General features: G+C 49.9%; 23 protein-coding genes. 9 read left to right on the top strand and 14 right to left on the bottom strand.

The features are described 5' to 3' along the window. Nucleotides 1-137: 137 nt before the first annotated feature. Nucleotides 138-1,418 (top strand): MFS transporter, encoded by a 1,281-nt coding sequence (locus K9N21_06140; protein ID MCF8143483.1) that lies wholly within the window; start codon nt 138-140, stop codon nt 1,416-1,418. A gap of 83 nt (nt 1,419-1,501) precedes the next feature. Here the strand turns inward: K9N21_06140 and K9N21_06135 are convergent, their stop codons facing one another. Then, nucleotides 1,502-2,824: a sigma 54-interacting transcriptional regulator gene (locus K9N21_06135; protein MCF8143482.1), complete on the bottom strand. Its 1,323-nt coding sequence runs from the start codon at nt 2,822-2,824 to the stop codon at nt 1,502-1,504. 124 nt (nt 2,825-2,948) lie between these two features. Between K9N21_06135 and K9N21_06130 the strand changes: the two genes are divergently transcribed. The 4 genes from K9N21_06130 (at nt 2,949) to K9N21_06115 (ending at nt 5,086) form a co-directional block, all read left to right on the top strand. Beyond that, nucleotides 2,949-3,179: a hypothetical protein gene (locus K9N21_06130; protein MCF8143481.1), complete on the top strand. Its 231-nt coding sequence runs from the start codon at nt 2,949-2,951 to the stop codon at nt 3,177-3,179. A 58-nt stretch (nt 3,180-3,237) separates the two neighbouring features. Further along, the gene (locus K9N21_06125) at nt 3,238-3,456 is read left to right on the top strand and encodes a hypothetical protein (protein MCF8143480.1); all 219 of its coding nucleotides are present in this window, start codon (nt 3,238-3,240) and stop codon (nt 3,454-3,456) included. Between the two features lie 9 nt (nt 3,457-3,465). Beyond that, nucleotides 3,466-4,581 carry a hypothetical protein gene (locus tag K9N21_06120; GenBank protein MCF8143479.1) on the top strand — a complete coding sequence of 372 codons (1,116 nt, stop codon included), beginning with the start codon at nt 3,466-3,468 and terminating at the stop codon, nt 4,579-4,581. A 70-nt stretch (nt 4,582-4,651) separates the two neighbouring features. Beyond that, nucleotides 4,652-5,086, top strand: a complete 435-nt coding sequence (locus tag K9N21_06115; protein MCF8143478.1) for a hypothetical protein — start codon at nt 4,652-4,654, stop codon at nt 5,084-5,086. Between the two features lie 99 nt (nt 5,087-5,185). Here the strand turns inward: K9N21_06115 and msrA are convergent, their stop codons facing one another. The 3 genes from msrA to K9N21_06100 all read right to left on the bottom strand — a co-directional run bounded on the left by msrA (nt 5,186) and on the right by K9N21_06100 (nt 8,255). Further along, the gene (msrA, locus tag K9N21_06110) at nt 5,186-5,752 is read right to left on the bottom strand and encodes a peptide-methionine (S)-S-oxide reductase MsrA (GenBank protein ID MCF8143477.1); all 567 of its coding nucleotides are present in this window, start codon (nt 5,750-5,752) and stop codon (nt 5,186-5,188) included. A 23-nt stretch (nt 5,753-5,775) separates the two neighbouring features. Then, entirely contained in the window at nt 5,776-6,867 is a 1,092-nt protein-coding gene (gene mutY, locus K9N21_06105) for an A/G-specific adenine glycosylase (GenBank protein MCF8143476.1), read from the bottom strand. A gap of 203 nt (nt 6,868-7,070) precedes the next feature. Further along, nucleotides 7,071-8,255, bottom strand: a complete 1,185-nt coding sequence (locus tag K9N21_06100; GenBank protein MCF8143475.1) for an FAD-dependent oxidoreductase — start codon at nt 8,253-8,255, stop codon at nt 7,071-7,073. A gap of 115 nt (nt 8,256-8,370) precedes the next feature. Between K9N21_06100 and K9N21_06095 the strand changes: the two genes are divergently transcribed. Together K9N21_06095 and K9N21_06090 are read left to right on the top strand one after the other, a co-directional pair. Next, nucleotides 8,371-8,832 carry a ferritin family protein gene (locus tag K9N21_06095; protein MCF8143474.1) on the top strand — a complete coding sequence of 154 codons (462 nt, stop codon included), beginning with the start codon at nt 8,371-8,373 and terminating at the stop codon, nt 8,830-8,832. Between the two features lie 205 nt (nt 8,833-9,037). Then, on the top strand, nt 9,038-9,538 hold the full coding sequence (locus K9N21_06090) for a rubrerythrin family protein (protein ID MCF8143473.1): 501 nt from the start codon (nt 9,038-9,040) through the stop codon (nt 9,536-9,538). Between the two features lie 488 nt (nt 9,539-10,026). Here K9N21_06090 and K9N21_06085 read toward each other — a convergent pair whose 3' ends face one another. Together K9N21_06085 and K9N21_06080 are read right to left on the bottom strand one after the other, a co-directional pair. Further along, a complete protein-coding gene (locus K9N21_06085; GenBank protein MCF8143472.1) occupies nt 10,027-10,806 on the bottom strand; it encodes an energy-coupling factor transporter transmembrane protein EcfT in 780 nt (259 codons plus the stop codon). A 63-nt stretch (nt 10,807-10,869) separates the two neighbouring features. Further along, nucleotides 10,870-11,703 (bottom strand): energy-coupling factor transporter ATPase, encoded by an 834-nt coding sequence (locus tag K9N21_06080; GenBank protein MCF8143471.1) that lies wholly within the window; start codon nt 11,701-11,703, stop codon nt 10,870-10,872. 311 nt (nt 11,704-12,014) lie between these two features. On the opposite strand from K9N21_06080, the gene K9N21_06075 reads away from it, so the two are divergent. Together K9N21_06075 and tnpA are read left to right on the top strand one after the other, a co-directional pair. Further along, nucleotides 12,015-13,271: a M48 family metallopeptidase gene (locus K9N21_06075; protein MCF8143470.1), complete on the top strand. Its 1,257-nt coding sequence runs from the start codon at nt 12,015-12,017 to the stop codon at nt 13,269-13,271. 669 nt (nt 13,272-13,940) lie between these two features. Further along, nucleotides 13,941-14,372: an IS200/IS605 family transposase gene (gene tnpA / locus K9N21_06070; protein ID MCF8143469.1), complete on the top strand. Its 432-nt coding sequence runs from the start codon at nt 13,941-13,943 to the stop codon at nt 14,370-14,372. Nucleotides 14,373-14,470: 98 nt separating this feature from the next. Here tnpA and K9N21_06065 read toward each other — a convergent pair whose 3' ends face one another. The 8 genes from K9N21_06065 to K9N21_06030 all read right to left on the bottom strand — a co-directional run bounded on the left by K9N21_06065 (nt 14,471) and on the right by K9N21_06030 (nt 23,136). Beyond that, nucleotides 14,471-15,175, bottom strand: coding sequence for an HAD hydrolase-like protein (locus K9N21_06065; GenBank protein MCF8143468.1), 705 nt, complete (start codon nt 15,173-15,175; stop codon nt 14,471-14,473). A 373-nt stretch (nt 15,176-15,548) separates the two neighbouring features. After that, nucleotides 15,549-16,619 carry a hypothetical protein gene (locus K9N21_06060; GenBank protein MCF8143467.1) on the bottom strand — a complete coding sequence of 357 codons (1,071 nt, stop codon included), beginning with the start codon at nt 16,617-16,619 and terminating at the stop codon, nt 15,549-15,551. Between the two features lie 107 nt (nt 16,620-16,726). Beyond that, a complete protein-coding gene (locus tag K9N21_06055; GenBank protein MCF8143466.1) occupies nt 16,727-17,143 on the bottom strand; it encodes a cupin domain-containing protein in 417 nt (138 codons plus the stop codon). 69 nt (nt 17,144-17,212) lie between these two features. Then, the gene (locus K9N21_06050) at nt 17,213-18,400 is read right to left on the bottom strand and encodes a (Fe-S)-binding protein (protein MCF8143465.1); all 1,188 of its coding nucleotides are present in this window, start codon (nt 18,398-18,400) and stop codon (nt 17,213-17,215) included. A 69-nt stretch (nt 18,401-18,469) separates the two neighbouring features. Further along, a complete protein-coding gene (locus K9N21_06045) occupies nt 18,470-19,876 on the bottom strand; it encodes an FAD-binding oxidoreductase (protein MCF8143464.1) in 1,407 nt (468 codons plus the stop codon). Nucleotides 19,877-19,888: 12 nt separating this feature from the next. Further along, on the bottom strand, nt 19,889-21,280 hold the full coding sequence (locus tag K9N21_06040) for an MmgE/PrpD family protein (protein MCF8143463.1): 1,392 nt from the start codon (nt 21,278-21,280) through the stop codon (nt 19,889-19,891). A 48-nt stretch (nt 21,281-21,328) separates the two neighbouring features. Further along, nucleotides 21,329-22,633 carry a TRAP transporter large permease gene (locus tag K9N21_06035; protein ID MCF8143462.1) on the bottom strand — a complete coding sequence of 435 codons (1,305 nt, stop codon included), beginning with the start codon at nt 22,631-22,633 and terminating at the stop codon, nt 21,329-21,331. Further along, nucleotides 22,630-23,136 carry a TRAP transporter small permease gene (locus tag K9N21_06030; protein ID MCF8143461.1) on the bottom strand — a complete coding sequence of 169 codons (507 nt, stop codon included), beginning with the start codon at nt 23,134-23,136 and terminating at the stop codon, nt 22,630-22,632. The genes K9N21_06035 and K9N21_06030 overlap by 4 nt, the downstream gene beginning before the upstream one ends. Between the last annotated feature and the right edge of the window lie 76 nt (nt 23,137-23,212).

The following is a 23,212-nucleotide window of genomic DNA, read 5'->3' as shown; positions in this document are numbered from 1 at the left end:
CAACTGCTATTCCGGAATCAAGGTGCAGGCCGTGGCCGATCAGAAGGCGGCACCCTATACAGAGGCGGAGGCCCTGCTGAGGAAGAGCGAACCGTTGCTCCGGGCGAGCCTGGGGCATGCGTATGGAGGAGCGGCCTGTGCGAAAAGCCAACCCCTTGGATGGATCGGAGGAGTCCTTCCCATCCCGATATTTCTACGGATATGTGGTGGTCGCCACATGTTTTATGATCCAGGTGATCGGGTGGGGCATCCACAACAGCTACGGCATTTTTTTTACGCCCCTTGTTCAGGAATTCGGCTGGACCAGGGCCTGGGTGGCCGGCGCGGCGTCCATGAGTCTGCTTGTTCACGGCATCGGAGGGATTTTTCTCGGAGGCCTGAACGACCGGGTCGGACCGCGGCTCATCATGACCGGCTGCGGTCTCCTCATGGGGTCGGGGTATATGTTGATGTCCGGGCTGGATCGTCTCTGGGAGATCTATCTGTTTTACGGCCTCATCATTGGAATGGGGTTGAGCGGAACCGATGTGGTGCTCCTTTCCACCGCGGCACGGTGGTTCTACACCATGCGGGGCATCATGAGCGGAATCATCAAGGTCGGAACAGGTCTCGGCATGGTGATCGCTCCCCTTTTCATCGTATGGATCATGAAGGCGTTTCCATGGCGCACCTGTTTTTTCATCCTGGGCGCGATCATCCTCATCTCATATGTGCTTCTGGCCCAGCTGCTCGTACGGGATCCCGCCCTCAAGAAACAGTATCCGGACAATACAGAACCGGCCGAACCGGTCGGTACCCGGCCGCCTGAGCAGGGGATCTCATTTTCAAAAGCCCTGGGCGCCCGGCAGTTCTGGTCCCTCTGCCTCATCTCCGTCCTTGTGGTTTCCTGTACCTACACTATCCTGATGCATATCGTTCCCCATGTGATCGATATGGGGATTCCGAGCCCAAAGGCCGCTACGGTCATCGCGGTCCTGGGGGGAGTGAGCATGGCAGGCCGCCTGGTTATGGGGGCGGCCGCGGACAGGATCGGGACTAAATGGGCCCTGATGATCTCTGTTTCTTTCATCTTTGCAGCCATGTGCTATCTCCCCTGGGCCAGGACATTGTGGATGTTCTATGGGTTCGCTGTCCTCCAGGGCCTTGGCCACGGCGGATTTTACGCCCTTATATCACCAACGGTGGCGGAGTTCTTCGGGACGAAGTCCCACGGGATCCTTTTAGGATCGGTCATCTTCAGCACCACTATCGGCGGCGCCTTGGGCCCATTTCTGGCCGGATACCTTTTTGATGTCACCAATACCTACCGGGTGGTTTTTCTGGCCCTTGCCGGAACAAGCCTTGCAGCCCTCATGCTGACGGCGACCCTTACACCGATGGCACACAGAGACGGCGTCGCCTTGACAGCTAAAGGGTAAAAGGGGGCTCAAAAATTGCCGGGATCTGCATCAATACCTTTTTTGGTTGCGGCTGTTAGGCCGCCTTGGGGCTTCGTACCCATTTACTCCATGATCCCGTGGCGCTGAATCTTTCGTCTCAAGGTGTTTTTGTCGATTCCCAGTTCCCGGGCGGTGGCCATCTTTTTCCACTGATTTCTTTGAAGGGTCTGTTCAATGGTTCGCTTCTCAATCTCCTGAAGGGTGAAGCCTGTGGGTGCCAGTATGGAGTGGTTCTGCGGAATCAGCTCCTCGGGGAGGTGCTGCAGAAGAATCATGTCCCCCTGAGAAAGCACAAAGGCATGTTCGATGGCATTTTCCAGCTCTCGGATATTTCCCGGCCAGTCGTAAAGCATCAGGGCTGCCATCGCCTCCTGGCTTAACCCCAGAATCTTTTTGCCATTCAACTGGTTGAACCGCTCAATGAAATGATCCACCAGGATCGGGATGTCTTCCTTCCGCTCACGCAATTCCGGCAAATGGACCCTGATCACGTTGATGCGGTAATACAGATCCTGCCGAAACCGGCCCTCCCTTGTCAATTCTTCCAGGTTTCGATGGGTTGCGGCGATCACCCGGGCGTTGGTCTCAACGGTCTTTGTAGACCCTAACGGTTCAAACATCTTTTCTTCCAAAACCCTCAGAAGGCGGACCTGAACCGCCGGCGATATGTCGCCGATCTCATCCAATAGGATCGTGCCGTTCTGGGCCAGGGCGAATCTTCCCGGCTTGTCCTTCTTGGCATCCGTAAACGCGCCGGCCATATACCCGAAGAGTTCGGATTCACATAGGGTTTCCGGCAGGGCGCCGCAGTTGACCGCGATAAAAGGGCCGTTTTTTTTCGGGCTGTTATTGTGTATGGCCCGGGCAATAAGTTCTTTTCCGGTACCGCTGGCGCCTTGAATGAGAATAGTGGAATTGCTTGCAGCGATCTGGGGAAGGACGGAAAAGACCCGTAGCATCTTTCCGTTTTTGCTGACGATATCTTCAAATGAGTGCTGCTTAAGGAGTTCCCTGCGAAGTCGATTCACCACGGTCAGATCGCGGAAGGTTTCAACGCCGCCGATCACCTCTCCCGAATCGTTCTTCAGCAGGTTCGTGTTGACGCTGATGGGGAGTATCTTTTGATCGGCCCGGACAATATGAACGGGCATATTTCTTACCGGCATCTGCGTACGGATAGTGTGGCTGAGGGTGCAGTCGGTCTTGCAGACATCGGCCCTGAAAACGTCGGAACAGGGCCTGCCGACCGCCTCTTCTCTTGAAATGCCGGTTATTGTCTCCGCTGCCTTGTTGAAGGAGGTGATCCGCCAGTTCAAATCCACCGTAAAGACGCCGTCGGCGATACTGTCCAATATGGTTTGGTAATGTTTTTTGACCGATTCCACGAGCTGTCCTCAAGGAAAGCGTCTTTATATAAGCCCATATATCGGATCCACACAAGCTTCCACATCGGAGGCTTGCATAAAGATCCGAGCGTACGAACTGCAACTATGTTGTGAAGAATGGGAGGTGAATGCCAAAGATGGAAAAAAGAAGCTAACAAATAGAGAGCTGTCTCGTCAAGGGGAAATCGCAGCAAGGGTGCATTTTGTTCCCATTCTTTCTGAACTAACAGTGCATTTTGTTTCCATTTTAAGAGGCCTCGCACCCAATAAAAAAGGAGAAGATATTTTTCCCTTTGTAAACCATAGCTTATCATCGATTGGCACCTTTACGTCTCTCTGGTATAAAACTTGCTGACCTCAAAGAAAATGCCTTCTTCTAACCTTCCCGCAACAAAATAGCAGGAGTTGAAATCATGAAATCGGTCCGAATTGGAATCGTCACATTCATGGCCTGCGCTGTTTCTCTTGCCCTGTTGTATGGGAATCAGAAAACAGCGCAATCGGCTGAAAAGGAAAACCACTGCTTTACCTGTCACACCAACGCGGGAAAGCTCATCAAGATTACCCGGCAAATTGCCGAGGCCAACAAGGGGAAAAAGGCGGTATCCTCTGAAAGCGAAGGTGAGGGGTGAGGCGGCGCTGTGGAGCCGTTGGCTCCGCACGAAAAGATCTGGGTGGACAGCGCATTGGCCGAAGATGAAAACCACGGTGAGCTGGGGTGCCATGAATGTCATGGCGGCAACCCGAATGATCCCAACTGGAAGACCGCCCATGAAGGGGTGGTCAAAGATCCGACATACCCGGATGCGTCCAATACCTGCGGTGCCTGCCATGACAGGATTGCCGAAAACTATACGAAAAGTCTTCACGTGAGCCTCTCGCCTTTTAAGAAGATGATTGACAAGCGGGCCAGTTCGGATAAGGCGATTCATGCGAAAGTAAATGCCGCGCGACAAGGACACTGCACCTCCTGCCACAGCAGTTGCGGGCAGTGCCACATCAGTCGTCCTGATGCTGTTGAGGGGGGTTTGCTGGAAGGACATCTTTTTCAGAAACGGCCGCCCATGCAGACGGTCTGTACGGCATGCCATGGCAGTCGCATTGAAAATGAGTATTTCGGAAAAAACAAGGGGATCCCGCCTGACATTCACAAAGAGAAATACTTCAAGTGCAACAAGTGCCATACGGCCGATGAAATGCACGGCGATGGAACAGATCCCGCCAATCGGTATGACGTGAAAAACGGCCCCAAATGCCTTCAGTGCCACAAGGATATCTATGATGCCAAATCGGCCAACCCGAAAAACCACTGGATCCATAAAGACCAGGTGAGTTGCCAGGTATGCCACTCCATGCCCTACAAGAACTGCTTCAGCTGCCATGTGGGCAAAGACAAGGAGGGGCTCGGCTACTTCAAGACCAGGCCATCCACCATTGACTTCAAGGTGGGCTTGAACCCCCTGCGGTCGGAGAAGCGGCCCGAGAAGTTTGTTACGCTCCGGCACGTTCCGGTGGATCATGGGACCTTTGACTTCTATGTAAAGAATGGATTGGCAAACTTTGATGCCCTCCCCAACTGGAAGTTCGCGACGCCTCACAATATCCGGCGGAAAACCCCGCAGAACGAGGCCTGCAACAACTGTCATGGAAACCCGGAATTGTTTCTCACTGAAAAGATGGTAGATCCAAAAGAACTGAAGGCGAACAAGGTTGTGATCGTCCCCGATGAACTCATCCCGGAAAAGAGGGCCGACTAGCGGAATGCATTGCTGAAGAGCAAGCTTCCATATAATGGCAAAACTTTATTTCACAAAGGGAGGAAGATTTATGAGAAGATTTGGTTTTCTGGTATTCGCGGCAATGTTGATGAGTTTCCTTGTCGTTGGCGCTCCCCCGTCCATGGCAAAGGACATGACCGCGGATGATTTTGTCGCTGAGGCAAAAAAGGACGTCTGCGAAGTATCCGTTTCCGAGGCAAAAGAGATGCTCGATAAGGGCGGCTGGGTCTTTCTGGATTGCCGGGAGCCAAAGGAATACAAGATGGGCCACGTGCCCGGCGCCATCAATATCCCCAGAGGTGTGATTGAATTCAGCGCGGACAAGAAAATCCCCGACAAAAATGCGAAGATTCTTGTCTACTGCAAGGTCGGCGGCCGCGGATGCCTCACGGCTTGTACCCTGTGCCGTATGGGCTACAAGAATGTTAGAAACCTCGGGGGCGGATGGGCGGCCTGGGAAAAGGCCGGATATCCCGTCGAGTAGACCCTTACCCAACCTCTTTTCTACACCCACCTAAAAAAAGGAAGGCGGCGGCTGATATAGCCGTGCGCCTTCCCCCCACCCCGGTCTGTTTCGCCATCCCTACCGGCCTTTTTCAGCCCCCTTTTCTGGTGTGTCCCATATCTTTTGAATGAACCTATCCCTCCCCGATCCCAGTCGATATTGCCGATACTGCATCGGATCTTTCTTGTGGTAATCCTGATGGTAATCTTCGGCCGGGTAAAATGTGGCCAGCGGCAGGATGTCTGTGACGATCGGGCTGTCAAATTTCCCGGAACGGTCGAGAGACTGTTTTGAGATCTCTGCAAGTTCTCTCTGCCGATCATTGTGATAGAAGACGGCAGTCCGGTATTGAGTCCCCCTGTCCACAAACTGACCGCGCGCATCCGTCGGGTCCACATGCCTCCAGAAGATATCCAGCAACTTCTCATAGGAGATTTTTTTGGGATCGTAATGCACCTGTACGGCCTCCACATGACCGGTGTCGCCATGGCAAACCTCTCCGTAGGTGGGATTTTCAGTGTGCCCTCCGGTGTAACCGGAAACAACCGTAATGACGCCTTCCACTTTCTTGAAATCCGCTTCCATGCACCAGAAACACCCCCCTGCAAAGGTGGCGGTTTCCAGCCAGTTTTCATGCGAATCCATTGACATGTTTCCCTCCCCTGGGTTTATCTCGCCTTATGACGGGCATATTCCTGCAAACGAGGCATGAATTTATGATTGGCCCTGGGAAAGGGATAATCCTCCAGCCTGCGGAGGGAGATCCAGCGATGATCCACCGGACCGTTCAGCCGGACCCTTCCGGAGACATGCGAACAGCAGAAGACGTCCATCACGATCCTGAAATGGGTGTATGCGTGCCTGATGCTGCAGAGGGGGGAATCCACTTTGATGGTCAGATTGGCCTCCTCTTTGAGCTCTCTCACACAGGCAGTCTCGGGCATTTCTCCCTCTCGGATTTTTCCCCCTGGAAATTCCCACAGCCCCCCCAGCAATCCTTCCGATTTTCGGCGGGTGATGAGTACCCGCCCATTTTTGAATACGACACCTACCGCAACCGCATGCAGGGGTATCGGTCCTTTTTTCACCCTCTTTGGAAATTCCGTGACGCGACCCCCCTGATATGCGAGACAGAGATCATGCACCGGGCACCTGGTGCACAGTGCCTGCCGCGGTCTGCAGACCATGGCCCCCAGCTCCATCATGGCCTGGTTGAAGGTTCCCGGTTTCCGGCAGTCCAGGATCTTTAGGGCGGCCAGGCGGAAGTGCTTATCAGACGCCGGCTGATTTACCGGGTCTTCCATGAGGAGGAGACGGGAAAGGACGCGCTTCACATTGCCGTCCACCACCGGATATGATTTTTCAAAGGCCATACTGAGTACGGCTGCTGCAATGTAATCCCCTACGCCGGGCAGTTTCCGAAAGTCTTCCCAGTCTTCCGGAACCATTCCTTTGTATTGCCGGACGACCTTCCCTGCGGCCTTGAAGAGATTGCGGGCACGGGCATAATACCCCAGTCCTTCCCAGGACTTCAGGACCTCCTGTTGAGTCGCTCCGGCCAAGGCGTGAATGTCTGGGAAACGCCGCAAAAAGACTTCATAAAACGGCAACACCGTGTTGACCTGGGTCTGTTGCAGCATAACCTCGGAAACCCAGATGCCATAAGGGTCTGTTGTGTTTCGCCACGGCAATTCCCTCTTGTTGGTCGCGTACCATCCGGTCAGTGCCTTTTGAAAATGCTGGAGCTGCTTATTTGTCACGTCATAACACTTCTGTCTTGGGGTAAGCGTGCGTTCATATGGGATTCAACAGGGAGACGCATTAAAGCGCAGGGAAAATCCATGTCGCTCTCGGGAAGCGCGGCATGGTCTGAAAGCCCCGGGACCGGAAGCGGCGCGTGACGCCGAGAGGGACGTTCACACGGGGTTTTTCCAGCCGCCTTTTCATCTTTTTTCAGGGAGACTCATTGAAATCCTTTTACCACCGCTGGATCGTCTATCTGAGAAAGGTTCAGCTTATCCGCAATCGCCCGGGTGATCTTTGTAAACCCCTTTGTATCCCCCAGCATGATGCAGCCGACAATCCGCCCGTTATCCATGACGATTTTTTTGTAAACCCCTTCACCCGTGATAACCCGGGCCTCCAGTGCATTGTCGGCATCGATATTGCCGGCAGAGGCCAGATCCACTCCGGCCACCTTAAGGGTGTTGACCATGGTGGTCCCTTTATATATCATATCTCCTCCTGCCATGTTCCCTCCGGCTATCTTTCCCTGCTCCGCTGCCGCCGGCCATATGCCGTAGGGGATTCCGTTGAATTCAGCCACGTCGCCTGCCGCATAGACTCCGGATTGGCTCGTCTCCATCCGTTCATTTACCCGGATACCCTTATCCCGGTCGAGACCCAGTGATTCAGCCAACTCCAGGTTAGGACGCACGCCTGCGGAAATGATTATCATCTCTGCCGACAATTTTTCGCCGCCTTCCAGGAGAACGCCATCCACGCGATCTTCTCCAATGATTTCCTCCGTCTTGGCCCCCAGCTTGAAAGAAAACCCCATCCCCTCCAACATCTTCCGGAGCCTGTTCGCCCCTTCCACGTCCAGTTGCCTTGGGAGGAGCCGGGGGAAGAACTCTATGACCTTCACCCTTTTCCCCCCTTTCCGAAGGGCATTTCCTGCCTCTAGACCGAGAAGGCCGCCCCCGATCAGGACCACCTCCCCGATCTCTTTGCCATAGTCCAAGATGTCGCGCGCATCCTGAATGGAACGGAGGGTAAACACCCCCTTTTTGTCCGCACCCTTAATGGGCGGAATAAAGGAATGACTACCTGTGGCGACTAAGAGCGAGTCATAGGAAATCCTCTCCCCGTTCTTCAGGATGACTGTCTTTTCTCGTGGTTCTGCGTTCACCACCCGGGCGTTCAGCCTCAGCTTGATTTCCTGATCCTGGTACCACGATTCCTCTTTCGCCACCAGATTCTGATCGGACAGGTCCCCTGTCAGGAACTCGCTCAGCCGGATCCTGTAATAGAAGGGGAGGTCCTCATCCGTTAGGGTAAGGATAGACCCGTTTTTATCCTGCTTTCGAATGGTTTCCGCGGCAGTGGTCCCGGCAACGCCATTTCCCACAATCAGATAATCGGTCATCGGTATTGCGCTCCTTTTGGGGGTGATGTGTCTGTTTCCGTAGCCTATTTTTTTGACATCCTACAAATTTTCTTATAATATGGCCATTAACGACAACCTTAGCAAGGAGAAAATCATGAGCTTTCAATCCGTTGAAGAAATTGTTCGCTTTGCCATCGACAAAGAGCAGGAGGCTATCGATTTTTACGAAGATGCCAGCAGCCAGGAAAGCTATTCAGGGGCCAAGCAAGCCTTTGAGGATTTCGCCAAAGAGGAACGGAAACACAAGTCCCTGTTGGAAGGTCTGCTCACAGGTGAAACCAAGTTGTCCGAGTATAAATTTGAATGGATTACCGATATCAAGCGAAGCAATTATATCGAGGATATGAAATACGAAAAGGGGATGGGCTATCCTGATATTCTGAGACTTGCCATGAAACGGGAAGAAAAATCCCTTCAACTCTATAGAGATCTGTCCGAAAAGACAGATAATGCGGAACTGCTCAAGGTATTGAAGCTATTGCGCCAGGAGGAGGCCAAACACAAGCTGGCCCTCGAAACACTCTACGACGATCACATGGCCGAGATGGGAGATTAGGCAGCTTTGGTCCATTGGGAGACTGCGGGGCATCGTTGGACATGCCGAAGCTCCATATTTTGAACATCCAACATCGAATGCTGAATCAAGATCGTTAACCCTTTGAACCCTGACCCGGAATTTAATCAGGGGGGTCAGGTCCCGCGTGTCGCCGGTTTCCAGTATCGAGTATCCAGCCTCAGGTTTCACCAAGGAGCCCGGAAATATGTCTGAAAATACGGAAAAAAATCTCGCCTATGCGTTTGCCGCCGAGTCCAAGGCCGCGGTGCGAAACGACGCCTTTGCCAAGAAGGCCGAGGAGGACGGCTACCCCCAGATTGCACGTCTCTTTCGGGCCGTATCCGACGCGGAATCGGTCCACGCCCGCAGGTACCTGCGGCTGATGCGCGGCAAGATCGGCTCTACCGAAGAGAATATCGAAACCGCTTTTCAGAACGAGATCAAGGCCAATGTGGAAGAATACCCCAAACTCATCAAGGATGCATCGGATGAAGGGAAGGAGAGCGTATCGAATGCCTTCTCCCAGTCCCGCGACGTGGAAAGCCGCCATGCCGACCTTTACAAAAAGGCCATGACCGACATGCTGGCGGAACGACACACCGTCTATTATGTCTGTCAGGTCTGTGGATATGTCAGCGAGGACGAGGCCCCGGAGAACTGCCCTGTCTGCGGCGCGGTAAAACAGAAATTCAAGGCCGTGGATTAACCCCCGACATCGATTCGTCCTGCTTTTAACGGCACAACGGGTAAGCGATCCAGGGTCACCCCCACGCGCTTACGGTAAGGCACCAACTTCTCCCCTCCCCATGGTGCAGAGAAACGACCATCAAAGATGTCTAAAGCGGGTAACCGCAACCAAAGCGGCTCTCGAGCGACTTTTTATTATCAAGGGGGTTCGATGTTGCCAGACATCTGGAATGTTGGAATACTGGAATAATGGAAGGTTGGGAAAGGAACCTGGATCACCCAGGAAAGGTTTTTTTCCTTAAACCCATTATTCCATCATTCCATACTTCCATTATTCCAAATTAAAGACGTCACCGTCCCACAATCATCTGCTTGTTTTTTGTTACAGAAAACCTCGGAATAAGGTGCTAAGGCCGTATTGGAAGATCCCCGATGTCTCTTAAGGATGCGGGGGTGGGTCTTGCTCACTGAGCATTCGACATCCGGGCGTCGTCTCAAATGATACGTTCACACGCTGACGAAATGAAGACATATCATTCCCATCATCACCATCACGGCCACATAATCCGCCCTGCGCATGGTCAGTCCCCTCATATAGGTGCGAGGGCCCCTTCGGTACCCCCGTGCCTCCATGGCCGTCACGAGTTCGTCCGCCCTGCGAAAAGCGCTCAACACCAGGGGCAGCAACAGGGATAGGGCGGCCAGGGCCCTGCGAAGAACTGGACCGGACCCGAAACTGGCCCCCCTGGCCATCTGTGCCGTTTTGATCCTGTCGATCTCCTCAAGAAATGTGGGCACAAATCTCAACGCGATGGATACCATCATGGCCAGATCGTGGGAGGGGACCCCCAGCCGCTGGAGAGGCCGGAGGAGTCTTTCGATGCCGCTGACCAGTTCCGTCGGCAATGTGGCCAGGGTAAGGAGAGATGCGCTTAATATAAGGAGGGCGAACTGCCACGTGGTGATGATTCCCCTGTAAAGACCTTCGTACGTCGGAGTCACTGCCCACGGAGGAAACGGGGGAATCGGGGTTCCTTCCGTGAAAAAAAGATGAACAAAGAAGAGGAGCGCAAAGAAGGCCAGGACCGGCCTGAAGGCCTTGGCCACAGCGGTGATCCCGAGACGGGATAACGCAACCAGGACGATTAAAAATGTGCTCACCAAGGCCGCCGTAGGCACCCCCCCCCTCAAGATCAATATACTTAAGGCGATGGTCGAAGCGATTTTAACCCTCGGATCCAATCGATGGATCAATGAATCGCCGGGAATATACTGTCCTATATGCATGGAAAATGCGTCCGGTGCCTAAAATATGGAGTGGGGCATGTGAAAGATTCGAAGCTGTACGGTCTAACCGGTCTGAGGCCTGATCAAGGCGGCCAGTTCCGAACAGGCGTCCTCTACGGAGAAGATATCGGTACGCACATTCACCCCCTTCTGTCTTAAGCGCCACATTACTTCCGTAACCCTTGGGATGCCGATACCAAGATCTCTGAGCCATTCCACACGGGCAAACACCTCCGCCGGTCTTGCCCGCAGGGCTATCCTCCCCTCATGGACTACAATTATCTCATCCGCCTTAGCGATCGCATCCATGTCGTGGGTCACATGCACGATCGTAATCCCCTGTTCATTCAATCCGGTGATGACCTGCAGGACCCTTTCCCGGGCGGATGGATCCAGATAGGTCGTGGGTTCGTCGAAGATGATATGCCTCGGTTCCATGGCCAGAACCCCTGCAATGGCCACCAGTTGCTTTTCCCCGTTCGAAAGGGTGTGGGGCGGCCTTCGGGCAAAGCCTTCCATCCCCACCGTGGCAAGGGACTCCTCCACCCTCTTTTGTATTTCAAGGGGAGGGAGTCGCAGGTTGCCCGGGCCGAAAGAGACGTCTTCCTCCACGCTCATGCCGACGATCTGGCTGTCCGGATTCTGAAACACCATCCCCACCCGATGACGAATCTTCTGGACGTCCACAGGGTCCCTGGTATCCATGCCATCGACCCATATCTCCCCGGATGTCGGGGCCAGGAGGCCGTTGAGATGCCGGACCAACGTGGTTTTCCCGCACCCGTTCGGCCCGATGACGCCGATGTGTTTCCCCTGTTCAATTTCCATGGAAATGCCGTTGAGAACCTGGTCATTCTTTGTCTCATACCGGTAAAAGAGATTCTCCACCCTGATCATCGCAACATCCTCGCCTCCGTTCGAGCCGGAGCTTACGCGGATTTCTCAGAAATCGCAACCCTTCAATCATGACGTCCCTGGGAAAAGGTAAGGGTTCACGAATTTCCAGCGGCAACGGGGTTGGAGGGTCCATTTCAGGAGGGATATGGACGGGAGGCAATGAATGGCATATCATAAGATAATCCGGCCTGGCGAGGATCAGGGGGTGTTGACTTTGGAAGGGCAATCCATTAGAGAGGGTGCCGGACAAAAGTACCGGCAGAACTCCGCAGTAATAGGATCGGGCGGGAAGCCCATCCCCGGGGGGCTGAATGAATCCTTTTCTCATCATTATTCTCGCAATTCTGGTGGGCGACTACCTGTTGGACCTGGTGGTCGATACTCTGAATTTGCGCTATTTACGTACGGAGCTCCCCGAGGAGTTCGCGGGGTATTATGACAGGGAAAAATATGGAAAATCGCAGGAATACCTGAAAGAAACAACCCGATTCGGGTTTGTTGCCGATTCCATCGCCACCCCGCTGATCATCGCCTTCATCCTCCTGGGGGGATTCAACCATGTTGATCATTTCGCCCGGGGCTTTCATCTGGGCAGTATCCCGACCGGCCTCATCTTTGCCGGCGTCCTCATGCTGATCTCTCAAGGGGTGTCCATCCCGTTTTCCATCTACAGCACCTTTGTCATTGAAGAAAAATACGGGTTTAACAAGACCACCCCGAAGACCTTTGTCCTGGATATCCTCAAGACGTGGATCCTGGCTGCCGTGATCGGCGGCCTCCTGTTTTCGGGCGTGCTCTGGTTTTTTGAAAAGGCCGGGCCGTGGGCGTGGCTATGGTGCTGGATGGCGTTGACCCTCTTTCAGATATGTCTCATGTTTGTCGCTCCGGTGATCATCATGCCGATCTTCAACAAATTCATCCCTCTTCCCGAGGGTGAGCTAAAGGCGGCCATCGAAGACTATGCAAAAACGCAGAATTTCAAGCTCAAGGGCGTATTCACCATGGACGGCTCCAGACGCTCGACCAAGTCAAATGCGTTTTTCACCGGTTTCGGCAGATTCAGAAGGATCGTCCTTTTTGATACCCTGATTGAAAAGCAGACCCTGGAGGAACTGGTATCGGTACTTGCCCATGAAATGGGGCATTACAAAATGGGACACATTCTCAAGTCCGTGGCCATATCCATCCTGACCAGCGGGGTGATGTTCTACATCCTCTCCCTTTTCATCAACAACCAAGCGTTGTTTGCGGCATTCCGCATGGACCATGTCTCCATCTATGCGAGTCTCTTTTTTTTCGGGTTCCTGTATGCCCCCATTGAGATGGTCCTTTCCGTGTTCGGGAATATCCTCTCCCGCAGGCATGAATACGAGGCCGATGCCTTTGCCGTGGATACCTACCAAAAGCCCGAGTCCATGATCTCGGCCCTTAAAAAACTGAGCGTCGACGCCCTCTCCAACCTGACACCCCACCCCCTCAAGGTCTTTTTGAGCTACAGCCATCCCCCTGTCCTGGATCGGATCCGGGCCATCCGGAACCGCCGGTCTTTAAGCAGTGCCGCGCCCTGAAGGCATGGATTGAGAACAATTGCATCCATAAACCGCAACAGGAATGAAAGTATACGGGATTGGCGATCAAGGGCCGGACACCCGGGAGGCATGGAAAGACTGCCAAACCAAGTTGACACAAAAGGCTTCATTTGATGGCAGTTATCTCACGTTCCGAGGCCACTGAGTTCTTGACATATCCAGGTGGTAAGCCCTGTGAGTCAGGACACAAACTTCGCATCTCAAAACAAGATAGAAAGTCGCCGCGCAAATTGTCAACATTTCGGACTATACTTGCCCTAAGAACTGTCATGTCCTACTATTCCCTATTAGCATATGAATTTTCTAACTGTATGAAATAAGCGCTGTCCAAAAGACCGTAAAAAAAAGCGAGAATTGAAATGGGACTTCGGGGAAGGGAGAGGATGAAAAAACCCTATTTGATAGACAGATCTAACCTTGAAAGAGCATGAATGCATGTTATACAATTTCACTCCATGCAATCGCCAAAAGATTTACTGATAGCCCACTGATTAGCCGTACCAAGTTAGTCGTTTGCAGGCGGGTTGATTAATCCAGGGTAAACCTTCGGCTGTGCCGGAGGACTCCTAAAGTTTGACATTTCCGGGATTATGTGAAAGCCCCTCTTAGAGTGAACCGCTCAAAATTCACAGAAAGAGAGGCTTTAAGATGAATAATGAACAGAGTTTAAGTCATACGAAGTGGAAATGCAAATATCATCTAACATGGATACCCAAATATCGGAAAAAGGAGCTGTATGGCGACTTGCGAAGGTATTTGCGGGAAGTGTTGAGGGACTTGGCCCAAAGACGAGAATGTGAGATACTGGAAGGGCATCTCATGCCAGATCATGCCCATGTGTTGATCTCAATTCCACCCAAGTATGCGGTTTCTCAAGTGGTCGGCTTCATCAAGGGGAAAAGCGCAATACACATCGCAAGAGAATACTCTGGACGCAAGAAGAATTTTACTGGGCAGCATTTTTGGGCCAGAGGATACCATGTGTCTACAGTGGGCAGAGACGAAGAGGCAATCCGGAAATATATCAAAGAACAAGAAAGAGAAGATCGAAGAATCGATCAGCTAAACTTCTTCAAGTAACTGGCCGCCACCTTTGAGGTGGCCCGTGGTTTTTCCACCGCTTTGAGCGGTTCACATATTTCAAGCCTCCGGCTGTGCCGGAGGTGGGGTGACTGAAATTATACTTGAAGTTTTTCGCACAAGTCCAAAAAATCTCTTGCCTCAATATCAAAAGGAATCTCACTCGATCGATCAACATTTTGAAACGTACTGTCTTTTTCAGGAACATTCACATAGGCGGTATGCATTCCAGCAGCCTTTGCGGCTGCCAAATCATCTTTGTGAGCAGCTACCATCAGTCCTTCTTTTGGTTCGAGCCCTAGAAAACTAGTTGCTTTCAAATAGGCCTGCAGAGAGGGTTTATAATAGCCTAGAAATTCACACGACAAGATGCCATCCCATTGCAAGCCCGCAGCTTTTGAACTGCTAACTATGCTGTTCCAGTTCAAGATGGTCAAAACCACTACCGTGTATCGGCCTCGTAAACGATTGATCGCCTCACGAGAACCGGGAAACGCTTTGAGATGATGCCAAGTCGATTCCAAAAGGCTTTTAAGATCGACGATGCCTAATATTGGGTATTTAGTTGCCAGCTTTTTGAGCGCACCTAAATGCATATCGTCTGAATTCATCCAAGGCAAGTTTCCGTATCGGACCTGGGTATGAATTGTGAACATTTCTGATCGCCAATCATTCGCGAATGAGTTGCCGTCAATGAACTGGTTCTTTTCATTTGCTAGTTTCTCAATTTCATACCGGACTGTATTTTTCCAGTCGAAAACAGTCCCACCTACGTCAAAAAACAATCCTTTAACTTCTTCCATATAGTTTCAAAACCTTTCTTACTTTAGTTATTGGTGGGATTCAAACACAACCCAAATCTTGGGAGGTCCAAAAGCCTTTTTAGAGAGCGTTTGAAAAATAACGAAAAAATATAAGTTCTGGTAGACATTTCAAGAAGCTGGAAGCATCAGGGAAAACAGATTGCTTGCCTCTTTGTCAGCCGTCCAACAAACTGCAAATGCTTGGTGCCCTTATTCCTATCTCAAGAGGCTACCAATATTAAGGTTCTATTCCATTTTCAATTGTGCTTTCCTCATTAAAAAAAGAGACAAAAGCATCTCCAAGTGAAAAGGAATGCGTTGAAATAGATTTCGCGTAATGGTCTTATCGAAAGTGCATCATATAAGCGTCCTCCTAGACATACCACCCAAAATCGTCAACCGCTTTAGTGATGGCAAAGACATTGGCAGGTGGAACCATGGGTGGTAGCTCACATCCTGCAGACAGCACAAATCCGCCTGGTGCTCTTCGACCTTTTTCAATTATCCCAACCGCACAATCGTAAACCTCCCGAGGGCTTCCCATCTGAATTATGGTGGTATCTATGTTCCCGTAGATAATATCTTCCGGAAAATACTCAGCTGCCTTTTCTAAATCAACCTCGTGACCAAAACTTAGAAGACTCGGGTGGGGCCACAGCGCAGCTTCGGCGAGCAGGGGAAGATTGAAATTCTGATCCCCACAAATATGGAACAAAAAACGATTGATACCAAGATCCCGCAACCGCCTGTGGTATTCCAGATGATAAGGAAGTGCAAACCGCTTGAACATTTTTGGAGAGATTACCTGGTTTGACTCGCTTGGAGAGGTCAAAAAGGCGAAAATACGATCAGGACCAAAGGTTTCTACCCACCAGTCCAGCACATTGAAAATGTGATTGATTGCCAAATCTAACAACCTATCGCAGAGTTCAGGCTTTTTCATCATCCATCGGGAGAACTTGTCGAGCCCGCAAAGGTTTGCGGCCACTGTGAAAGGGGAGCGGGTAACGAAGGTTGCTAGAATATCATGTTCAACCTGCATCTTCGACAATTTCATGGCCTTGTTTATCCGATCGCTAGATCTTGGGTCTGGCAATTTAAGATCTTCGGCATCCTTTTCTGTATTCACAGGGAATGAAGTAACCACCGGAGCCCCTTCGAACTCCCCTTTCGGGAGACGAAACTCACCTCCAAAATCTGCAGCCGCCAGAACTATATGAGAACAACATTGGGGAAATAGGTCCCATCCATACTGTTCAGCAGTCCAAAGAAAAGCCTGAAAGTACTTCTCCAATTCTGAATATCCCACAGCTATCGGAAGACCCGCATTTTTGCAGGGAAAACCAACTGTAATCATATTGATAGGAACTCGGTCAGGCATTCTGTGTGCAAGCAGCGCATCTATTCTTTCCCGGCCGGTCATGCGGTCCTCTTTAAGCATCATGAATCTAGACCTCCTTTTCGTCTACATTTATCCATGCAATCATTTTGTCTTTTCACAGAAGCCTGTCCGCAAAATGCCACCAGAGTAATCTAACTCCGGACAGGGCATCAGATAACAGGGCCGGTGAAGATATCCAACAATTCGAGATCCTCTGTAACATCGTAGAGCTTGTGAGAGGTGCCTGGCGGCACGTTGACCAATACGCCCTTAGTGAGCTCTAGATCACCGACACCCTCAACCCAGATTTTTCCTTTGCCGGAAAGCGGGTAAAGGATGTCATGGAAATCATGGGTGTGCTCTGCCACGGTTTCACCGCTAGGGATGTGGCCTCGGATTAAAGTGAACCCAACCCCATCTTCGTTGTTTGTAAGGAGGAGGCCCATCATGAGCCGATGGTTCATTGGATGGGATTTCCACTCGATGTTTTTTTCAAGTTTGTAGACTCGGTGCCTGTAGATAGGAATGCTGGGCTTTCCCGCTGAACGCTCTTTCCATCCATCTTCGCCTAACTTATTCGGAATCATATTTCTTCCTATTACCCCCATAATTCATAGTCAGATTAAGATATCTGCAGAAAGCTGTCAGCCTTGCTGTCAAAGTTCGAGAGATTCGAATAGAATCTCGGCGACGTCCTTCACCACCAATTGGTTTTCCTTGTCCATAACCTTCAAGGCATCCTCGAAGTTAATGAGACAAAAAGGACAGGCTGTGACTAACACCTGACTTCCGGTATCCAGCGCCTCTTGAACCCGCATCTCAGAAAGCCGGACAGTCTCGTCGAAATCCACCCACATTCGGCCACCACCACCCCCACAACAAAGGCTATTTTCCATATTTCTTTCCATCTCCACAAGCTTAAGACCTGGCACCGTTCTAATCAACTCGCGAGGATACATATAGATATTGTTGTGTTTTCCCAAGTAGCAGGGATCATGGTAGGTCACTTTTCTGTTGAATTGCCTTTTGAAAGAGAGGTCTCCGCGCTGCAAAAGCTCTGCCAAAAACTGAGTATAGTGCATGATATTGATCTTTCGAATCTCGTTGGGATAGTCCTTCAGGAATGAATTGAAATCATGTGGGGAGGTTGTGATGATCGTGCTCACCTTCGCCTTCTCGATGAGTTTCAAGTTCTCTGCCGCCATCTCCTCAAAAAGCCCCTTTTCCCCCATTACCAAGGCGGTATCTCCTGAGCACCTCTCCCGTTCCAAGATACCGAATGAAACGCCAGCCTGTTTCAGAATACCCGCAATGCTCCGGGCTACTTTCTGCACCCGCTCATCGTAGGCGGGTGTGCACCCCACAAAATACAGGATGGCAGTACTGTCCGGATTTTGGTCAAGGCGTTTCACATCCAACCCATGAGCCCAGGCTGTTCTTTTTGAGGGCGGCTTGAGATAGGGGTTCCCCACAGTCTGGAGGGATTCCAAGGCCTTCTGCTGCTCCCGTATTGGAATGATCTCTTCTTCGAAAAGGAGCTGACGTCCTTTCTTGATAGCATCCACCAAACCGACTCCCGACATCAGCCTTTCACAGATAATTTCACAGCTTCGGCAAGTGGTACATCTCATCAAGATATCTCTTAAATCCTTGTTTATCGTACCGAACTTTACTCCATAATAAAGAGACTGGGTAATCCCAGAGCCTCCTTGAGTTACCCAGCCGTCTGATACTTCATAGACCGGACACTTTGTAAAACAGAAACGGCACTTGACACATTTGGATACAGCTTCGAGGATACTGTTTTCTAAAGCATTGCGGCTTTCATATATGTCTTTCATCATAGTCCCTTAAGAGTATTTTCATAGATGCACACAAAAATCCGGCTGCAAGTGATCTATCTTATGCGCTCCCTAATTGGCCAAAAACCCACGATTGAGAATATCATTTGGATCAAAGACAGCCTTTATTTGTTTCACAAGTTCATAAGCCTTGTCGCCATATCTTCGCCTGTAAAATGAATTACGCTTTCCAAATTGGCCCCACTCGCCTCCGCATGTTCCAAACCTCAAATTCATCTCAGTTTCGATTTCGAATTCTGCGTCAACTATTTTTCTCTTTGTCTCATTGTCCAAATCCTTTGGCACAATAAGGGTTGGATGAAATGTCAGGGCTCCAATATGGCCGAATAGGTATAGAGGAATATCTCTGAACACAGGTTTCTTTTCCGTGTAATGCTCCAGTTCCTTAATGCATTCAACAACATTTGCAAGAGTAGAAACGATTTCAGGACCAGTAAACTGACCATTATGCTTCTGCATCAGCGATGCAATAATGACCTCTCTTGCGCTCCATATCTTGGCCCATTCAGCCATATCTTGAATTTCTTCTGCCTTTATGGGGCCTTCCTTTCTCATCACGTGCAATAATTCTTGAGCATTGTGAGAAGCCTCTTCTTTAGACGACCCCAGCGAGGCAAAAAATATCGAACACCCGGGAGGAATTGGAAGCCCAGCATGTTCAAAGCCGATAGTGGTGCTTGGTTTATCCATGAACTCCATAAATAGCGGTGCCGGAGCATTTTCCTTATACATCCTTACAACAGCTCGCGCGACGGATTCTGCTTTTTCGAAATATGCAATCCCGAATGCCTTTTCCTTTGCTGGAACCAATCTCATCCTTATACGCGTGACAATTCCCGTCAATCCATCATTTCCCACAAAGAATTTGGTGAGATCAGTTCCAGAAGGCTTTCTTAATGCCTTTGTACCGGTTTCGAGTATTTCACCTGTAGGGAGAACAACTGTCAGACCCAAGACATAGTCTCCTGGCTTCCCGATACTTGCATCTATTATATGACCGCTGGTATTACCCGCCATCATTCCACCCATAGTTGCGACAATCTTGCTCCCTGGGTAGACAGGCAAAAAATAACCTCTCTCTGCCAATGACATATCAACCGAATTTACAGTAGCTCCTGGACCGCATTCGAAGTATCCAAAATCCGTATGAACGTCAATGAAGTTCATTTTCCCAGTGCTTAATATGATCCCTGGTTCAGCTGCCCTTGCTGAGCCTGTGAAGCTTGTGCCTGATCCTCGAGGGTAAACAGGGACATTTTCCCTATTCGCCAGCTTGAAAATCTCGCTCACCTCGGTCTCATCCTTGGGCTTTGCGACAATAATCGGAAGCTTCTCATGGGCTTCAAGATCCAACTCATACGGAAACGCGTCAAGAGTATTATTAATTAACTCAAAATAATTCTCAGATATGTTCTTCTCGCCAACTATGTCCTTTACTTTGTCATAGATGCTTTGCATTCTATTGGCCCCTTATTCACTGTTCAGCGACTGATAAACCAATCTCATAATCTCTGTAATATCCGGTAGGTTTTCTAATTGTTCGACCAGTTTGATTATTTGGCGCGACTGATCTTCAGAAATGACATCCGTCGTTTGAGAGAGAAATTTTTCGACAATTTCATCGTCCGTCATCGGTTGTTGCGGATCTCCCTTGCAGTACGTTGTCCTTTTCGTAAAGGTTTTACCCTGGTCAGTTTTGATCTCTAGCAAGGTGATCGATTTCTCAGGCTCTTTTGCAAAAGCCTCCACTGCATCGGGCAATGTCTTGATCTTAACCTTGCGCATGAACTCAGGCATTTCGATATCGCTGAAACGTTCCTCTATATACCAAGCAGGTCCAATCTTGTAGCCGATCGCAGCATTTGCGAATGCCCAAGGTACACTCCAGTAAGCGTCTTCCGGATTAATCGGATTGATATTGTCATATGGGTAGCTTGTAATCTTGTCATGTGCGTGGAATGTTACCTCTTGAATATCGGATGGTGTTAAGCCTTCAGAGGCCATGATTTCTAACAGAGATTGAATTCCAGGCTGTGCCCACCTACATGTCGGCCATGGTTTGAATGCCATCGCACTCGTAATCAAGAAGTCTTCACCCAAGCCTTTTGTGTAAGTCTCCCAATCGTTCCTGTCTGATATGGTTGTCCAGTACGGATATGGGTCATCAAGGATTTCGTGAAAGCCGGTGTAACCCAATTTAGCGAGAATGGCTCCGTTTATGGCAACAAAGCTGTGAAATTGATTACCCAGCTTCGACATCGAACCAGGGACATAAAGGATGTTGTGAACGTTCATTGTAGGTCCTTGGCCTAGGCCCATACCAAATGCATTCATCCCCTGTTCTTCAGTCAACCCCAAAAGTTTTAGCGCTACAACTAAAGACCCGCATCCTTGCCAGTTTTGGTTCCATACTTTCTGTTTATGCTCAGGAGACGGAAAAGTTGCATCTATGATTCGTCCTGTCACATCATATGACGTACATACCGCAGTCAAAATATCCTTGCCGCTAATTTGGTTCCTCTCCCCAAGTCCCAGGGCTGTCATCACCATTCCTGATCCAGGATGACTCTTGTTTTTGTAGGTCTCCATCAGTTCTAGACCCATACATAGCTGCGTATTGACGCCTGAGGCAATCCCTACCGGAACCTTTGTACCGTCCGAAAGTATCGTAGATTCGGGCGAACCTCCCATCTGCTTAGCCCACTCTATAATTATTTTGCCGGATTTCAAAACAGATCCGCCGAGCGCATTTCCGATCTCGTCCAAAATGAATTTCTTCGTTCTGTCAACAGCCTCCCGGGGAATGTCGTCGAAACGTGCTCCTATAACGTAGCGTACAAGATCTCTAGTTATGCTCATCATTTTACCTCCTTCTCAACTTCCCCCATTTGTCATTACAAATCCCGCTAATCAATTTCCCATAATGTTGGGCAGGAAAAGCGCGATTTGGGGAAAAATGGTAATTATTATAATGCATAAAACCATTACGGCAAAAAACGGCAGCGTACCCCGGAATATAGTGAACATAGGAACATCTTTTGCAATTCCGCGAAGTACGTAAACATTCATGCCGACAGGCGGTGTAATAACGCTCATTTCCGATATCAGCACCATTATTACACCAAACCACAGGGGATCGAATCCCAGTTTGATTATTAGCGGGAAAAAAATTGGCACAGTGAGGATGACCATCGACAAAGTGTCCATGAGCAAGCCTAGAACTATGTAGACCAATGTAACCCCCAGCAAAATTACATAGCGTGATGCCTCAAAGCCGGCGACAAAGTCAGCTAGACCGGCAGTAAACCGGCTTGCCGTTAAAAAATATCCAAAAATCATGGCGCCAATGATTATAACGAAAATCATGGCGGTTGATTGTATTGCTTCCAACAAAGATGCAATCAGTTTCTGCCAGGTTAATCTTTTCTTTATGAGGCCGGTTAGAAGTGCCCCAAATGCACCAACCCCTGCTGCCTCCGTTGGTGTAAAAAGACCCATGTAAAGCCCACCCATAATCACTAAGAATAGGCCCAGGACCGGCCACATATGCTTGATTGAAGCCACCTTTTCTTTTAACGGTATTCTCTCTGTCGGAGGACCGAGCGTAGGATTCACCTTCACCATTATATAAATTACAACAATGAACAAACCAGCGAGTAGAAGTCCTGGAAGAATACCTGCTATGAAGAGGCTGCCAATCGATTGTTCGGTAAGCAACCCATAGATTATAAAAATAGAACTGGGTGGTATCAGGATGCCAAGGGATCCCCCGGACGCTACAACACCAGTTGCAAGTGCGGGATCATAATTGTACTTTTTCATTTCCGGCAACGCTACCATCCCCATTGTTGCCGCTGTTGCCAGCGTCGATCCACATACTGCGGCAAAACCGCAGCATCCTAGTACAGTTGCTATGGCGAGTCCCCCAGGCAAATCGCCAACCCATTTGTGTGCACCATAATAGAGATCCTGGCTTAACCCACAGTGATATCCGAGTGAACCCATAAGCATAAAGAGCGGGATCACGCAGTAGTCATAATTCGCTGTAAGACTAATTGGAACAATCCTTAGCTGACCGTATGCGCCTCCCATATTCGTTATGTAGGCAAAACCAATAAATCCGATAAGAGCCATGGCAAGTCCAACAGACATGCGCAGTAGTAACAATATAAGGAGCATGACAATGAAGATTAGACTAGCCGTAAAAAGGCTCATTTTCTCAAAGCTCTCCCCAGGAATCCAAAGAAATGCACAATTAGAACAAGATCAAATGCTGCCCAGCCTAGCACCATCAAAATTGCAAATGGGTAATAAGGAATGTGATGTACTCCGGACACATGTCCTGATTCCAAAAAGCTGGTGACCTGAATGACACTCTGCCACGTTATGAGTGATACAATGATAACACTCAGGAAACTTGTAACCGTGTCTATGACCACTTGGACTCTTTTTGGCATGAGATCGACGAGGATTTCGACGGCTACATTGCCTCGCTTACTGGCACATTCGGCCAAGCCGAGAAATACAACCAAAACCATTAAAAACTCTATTAGTTCAACTGAACCAAGTATAGGCAATGAAAAAAAATAGCGCCCAATCACGTGGACTACCACAAGAAGCATTAATACGAATAGGAACGCGACACCACCATAATTAAGTATTCGGCCTATCGCGTTAACCACTTGCTCTATTTTTAAGAAGTGCTCTGATAGCTTCATTTTATTGAATTTCTTTGGGATCAGTTATATTTTTGATTGATACATGGGCGTAAATACATTCTTTCTGTTGGTGAGG

It is taken from the genome of Deltaproteobacteria bacterium (assembly GCA_021737785.1).
Classification (GTDB): Bacteria; Desulfobacterota; DSM-4660; order Desulfatiglandales; family Desulfatiglandaceae; genus AUK324.
This window is presented reverse-complemented; position numbering and strand designations above follow the sequence as displayed.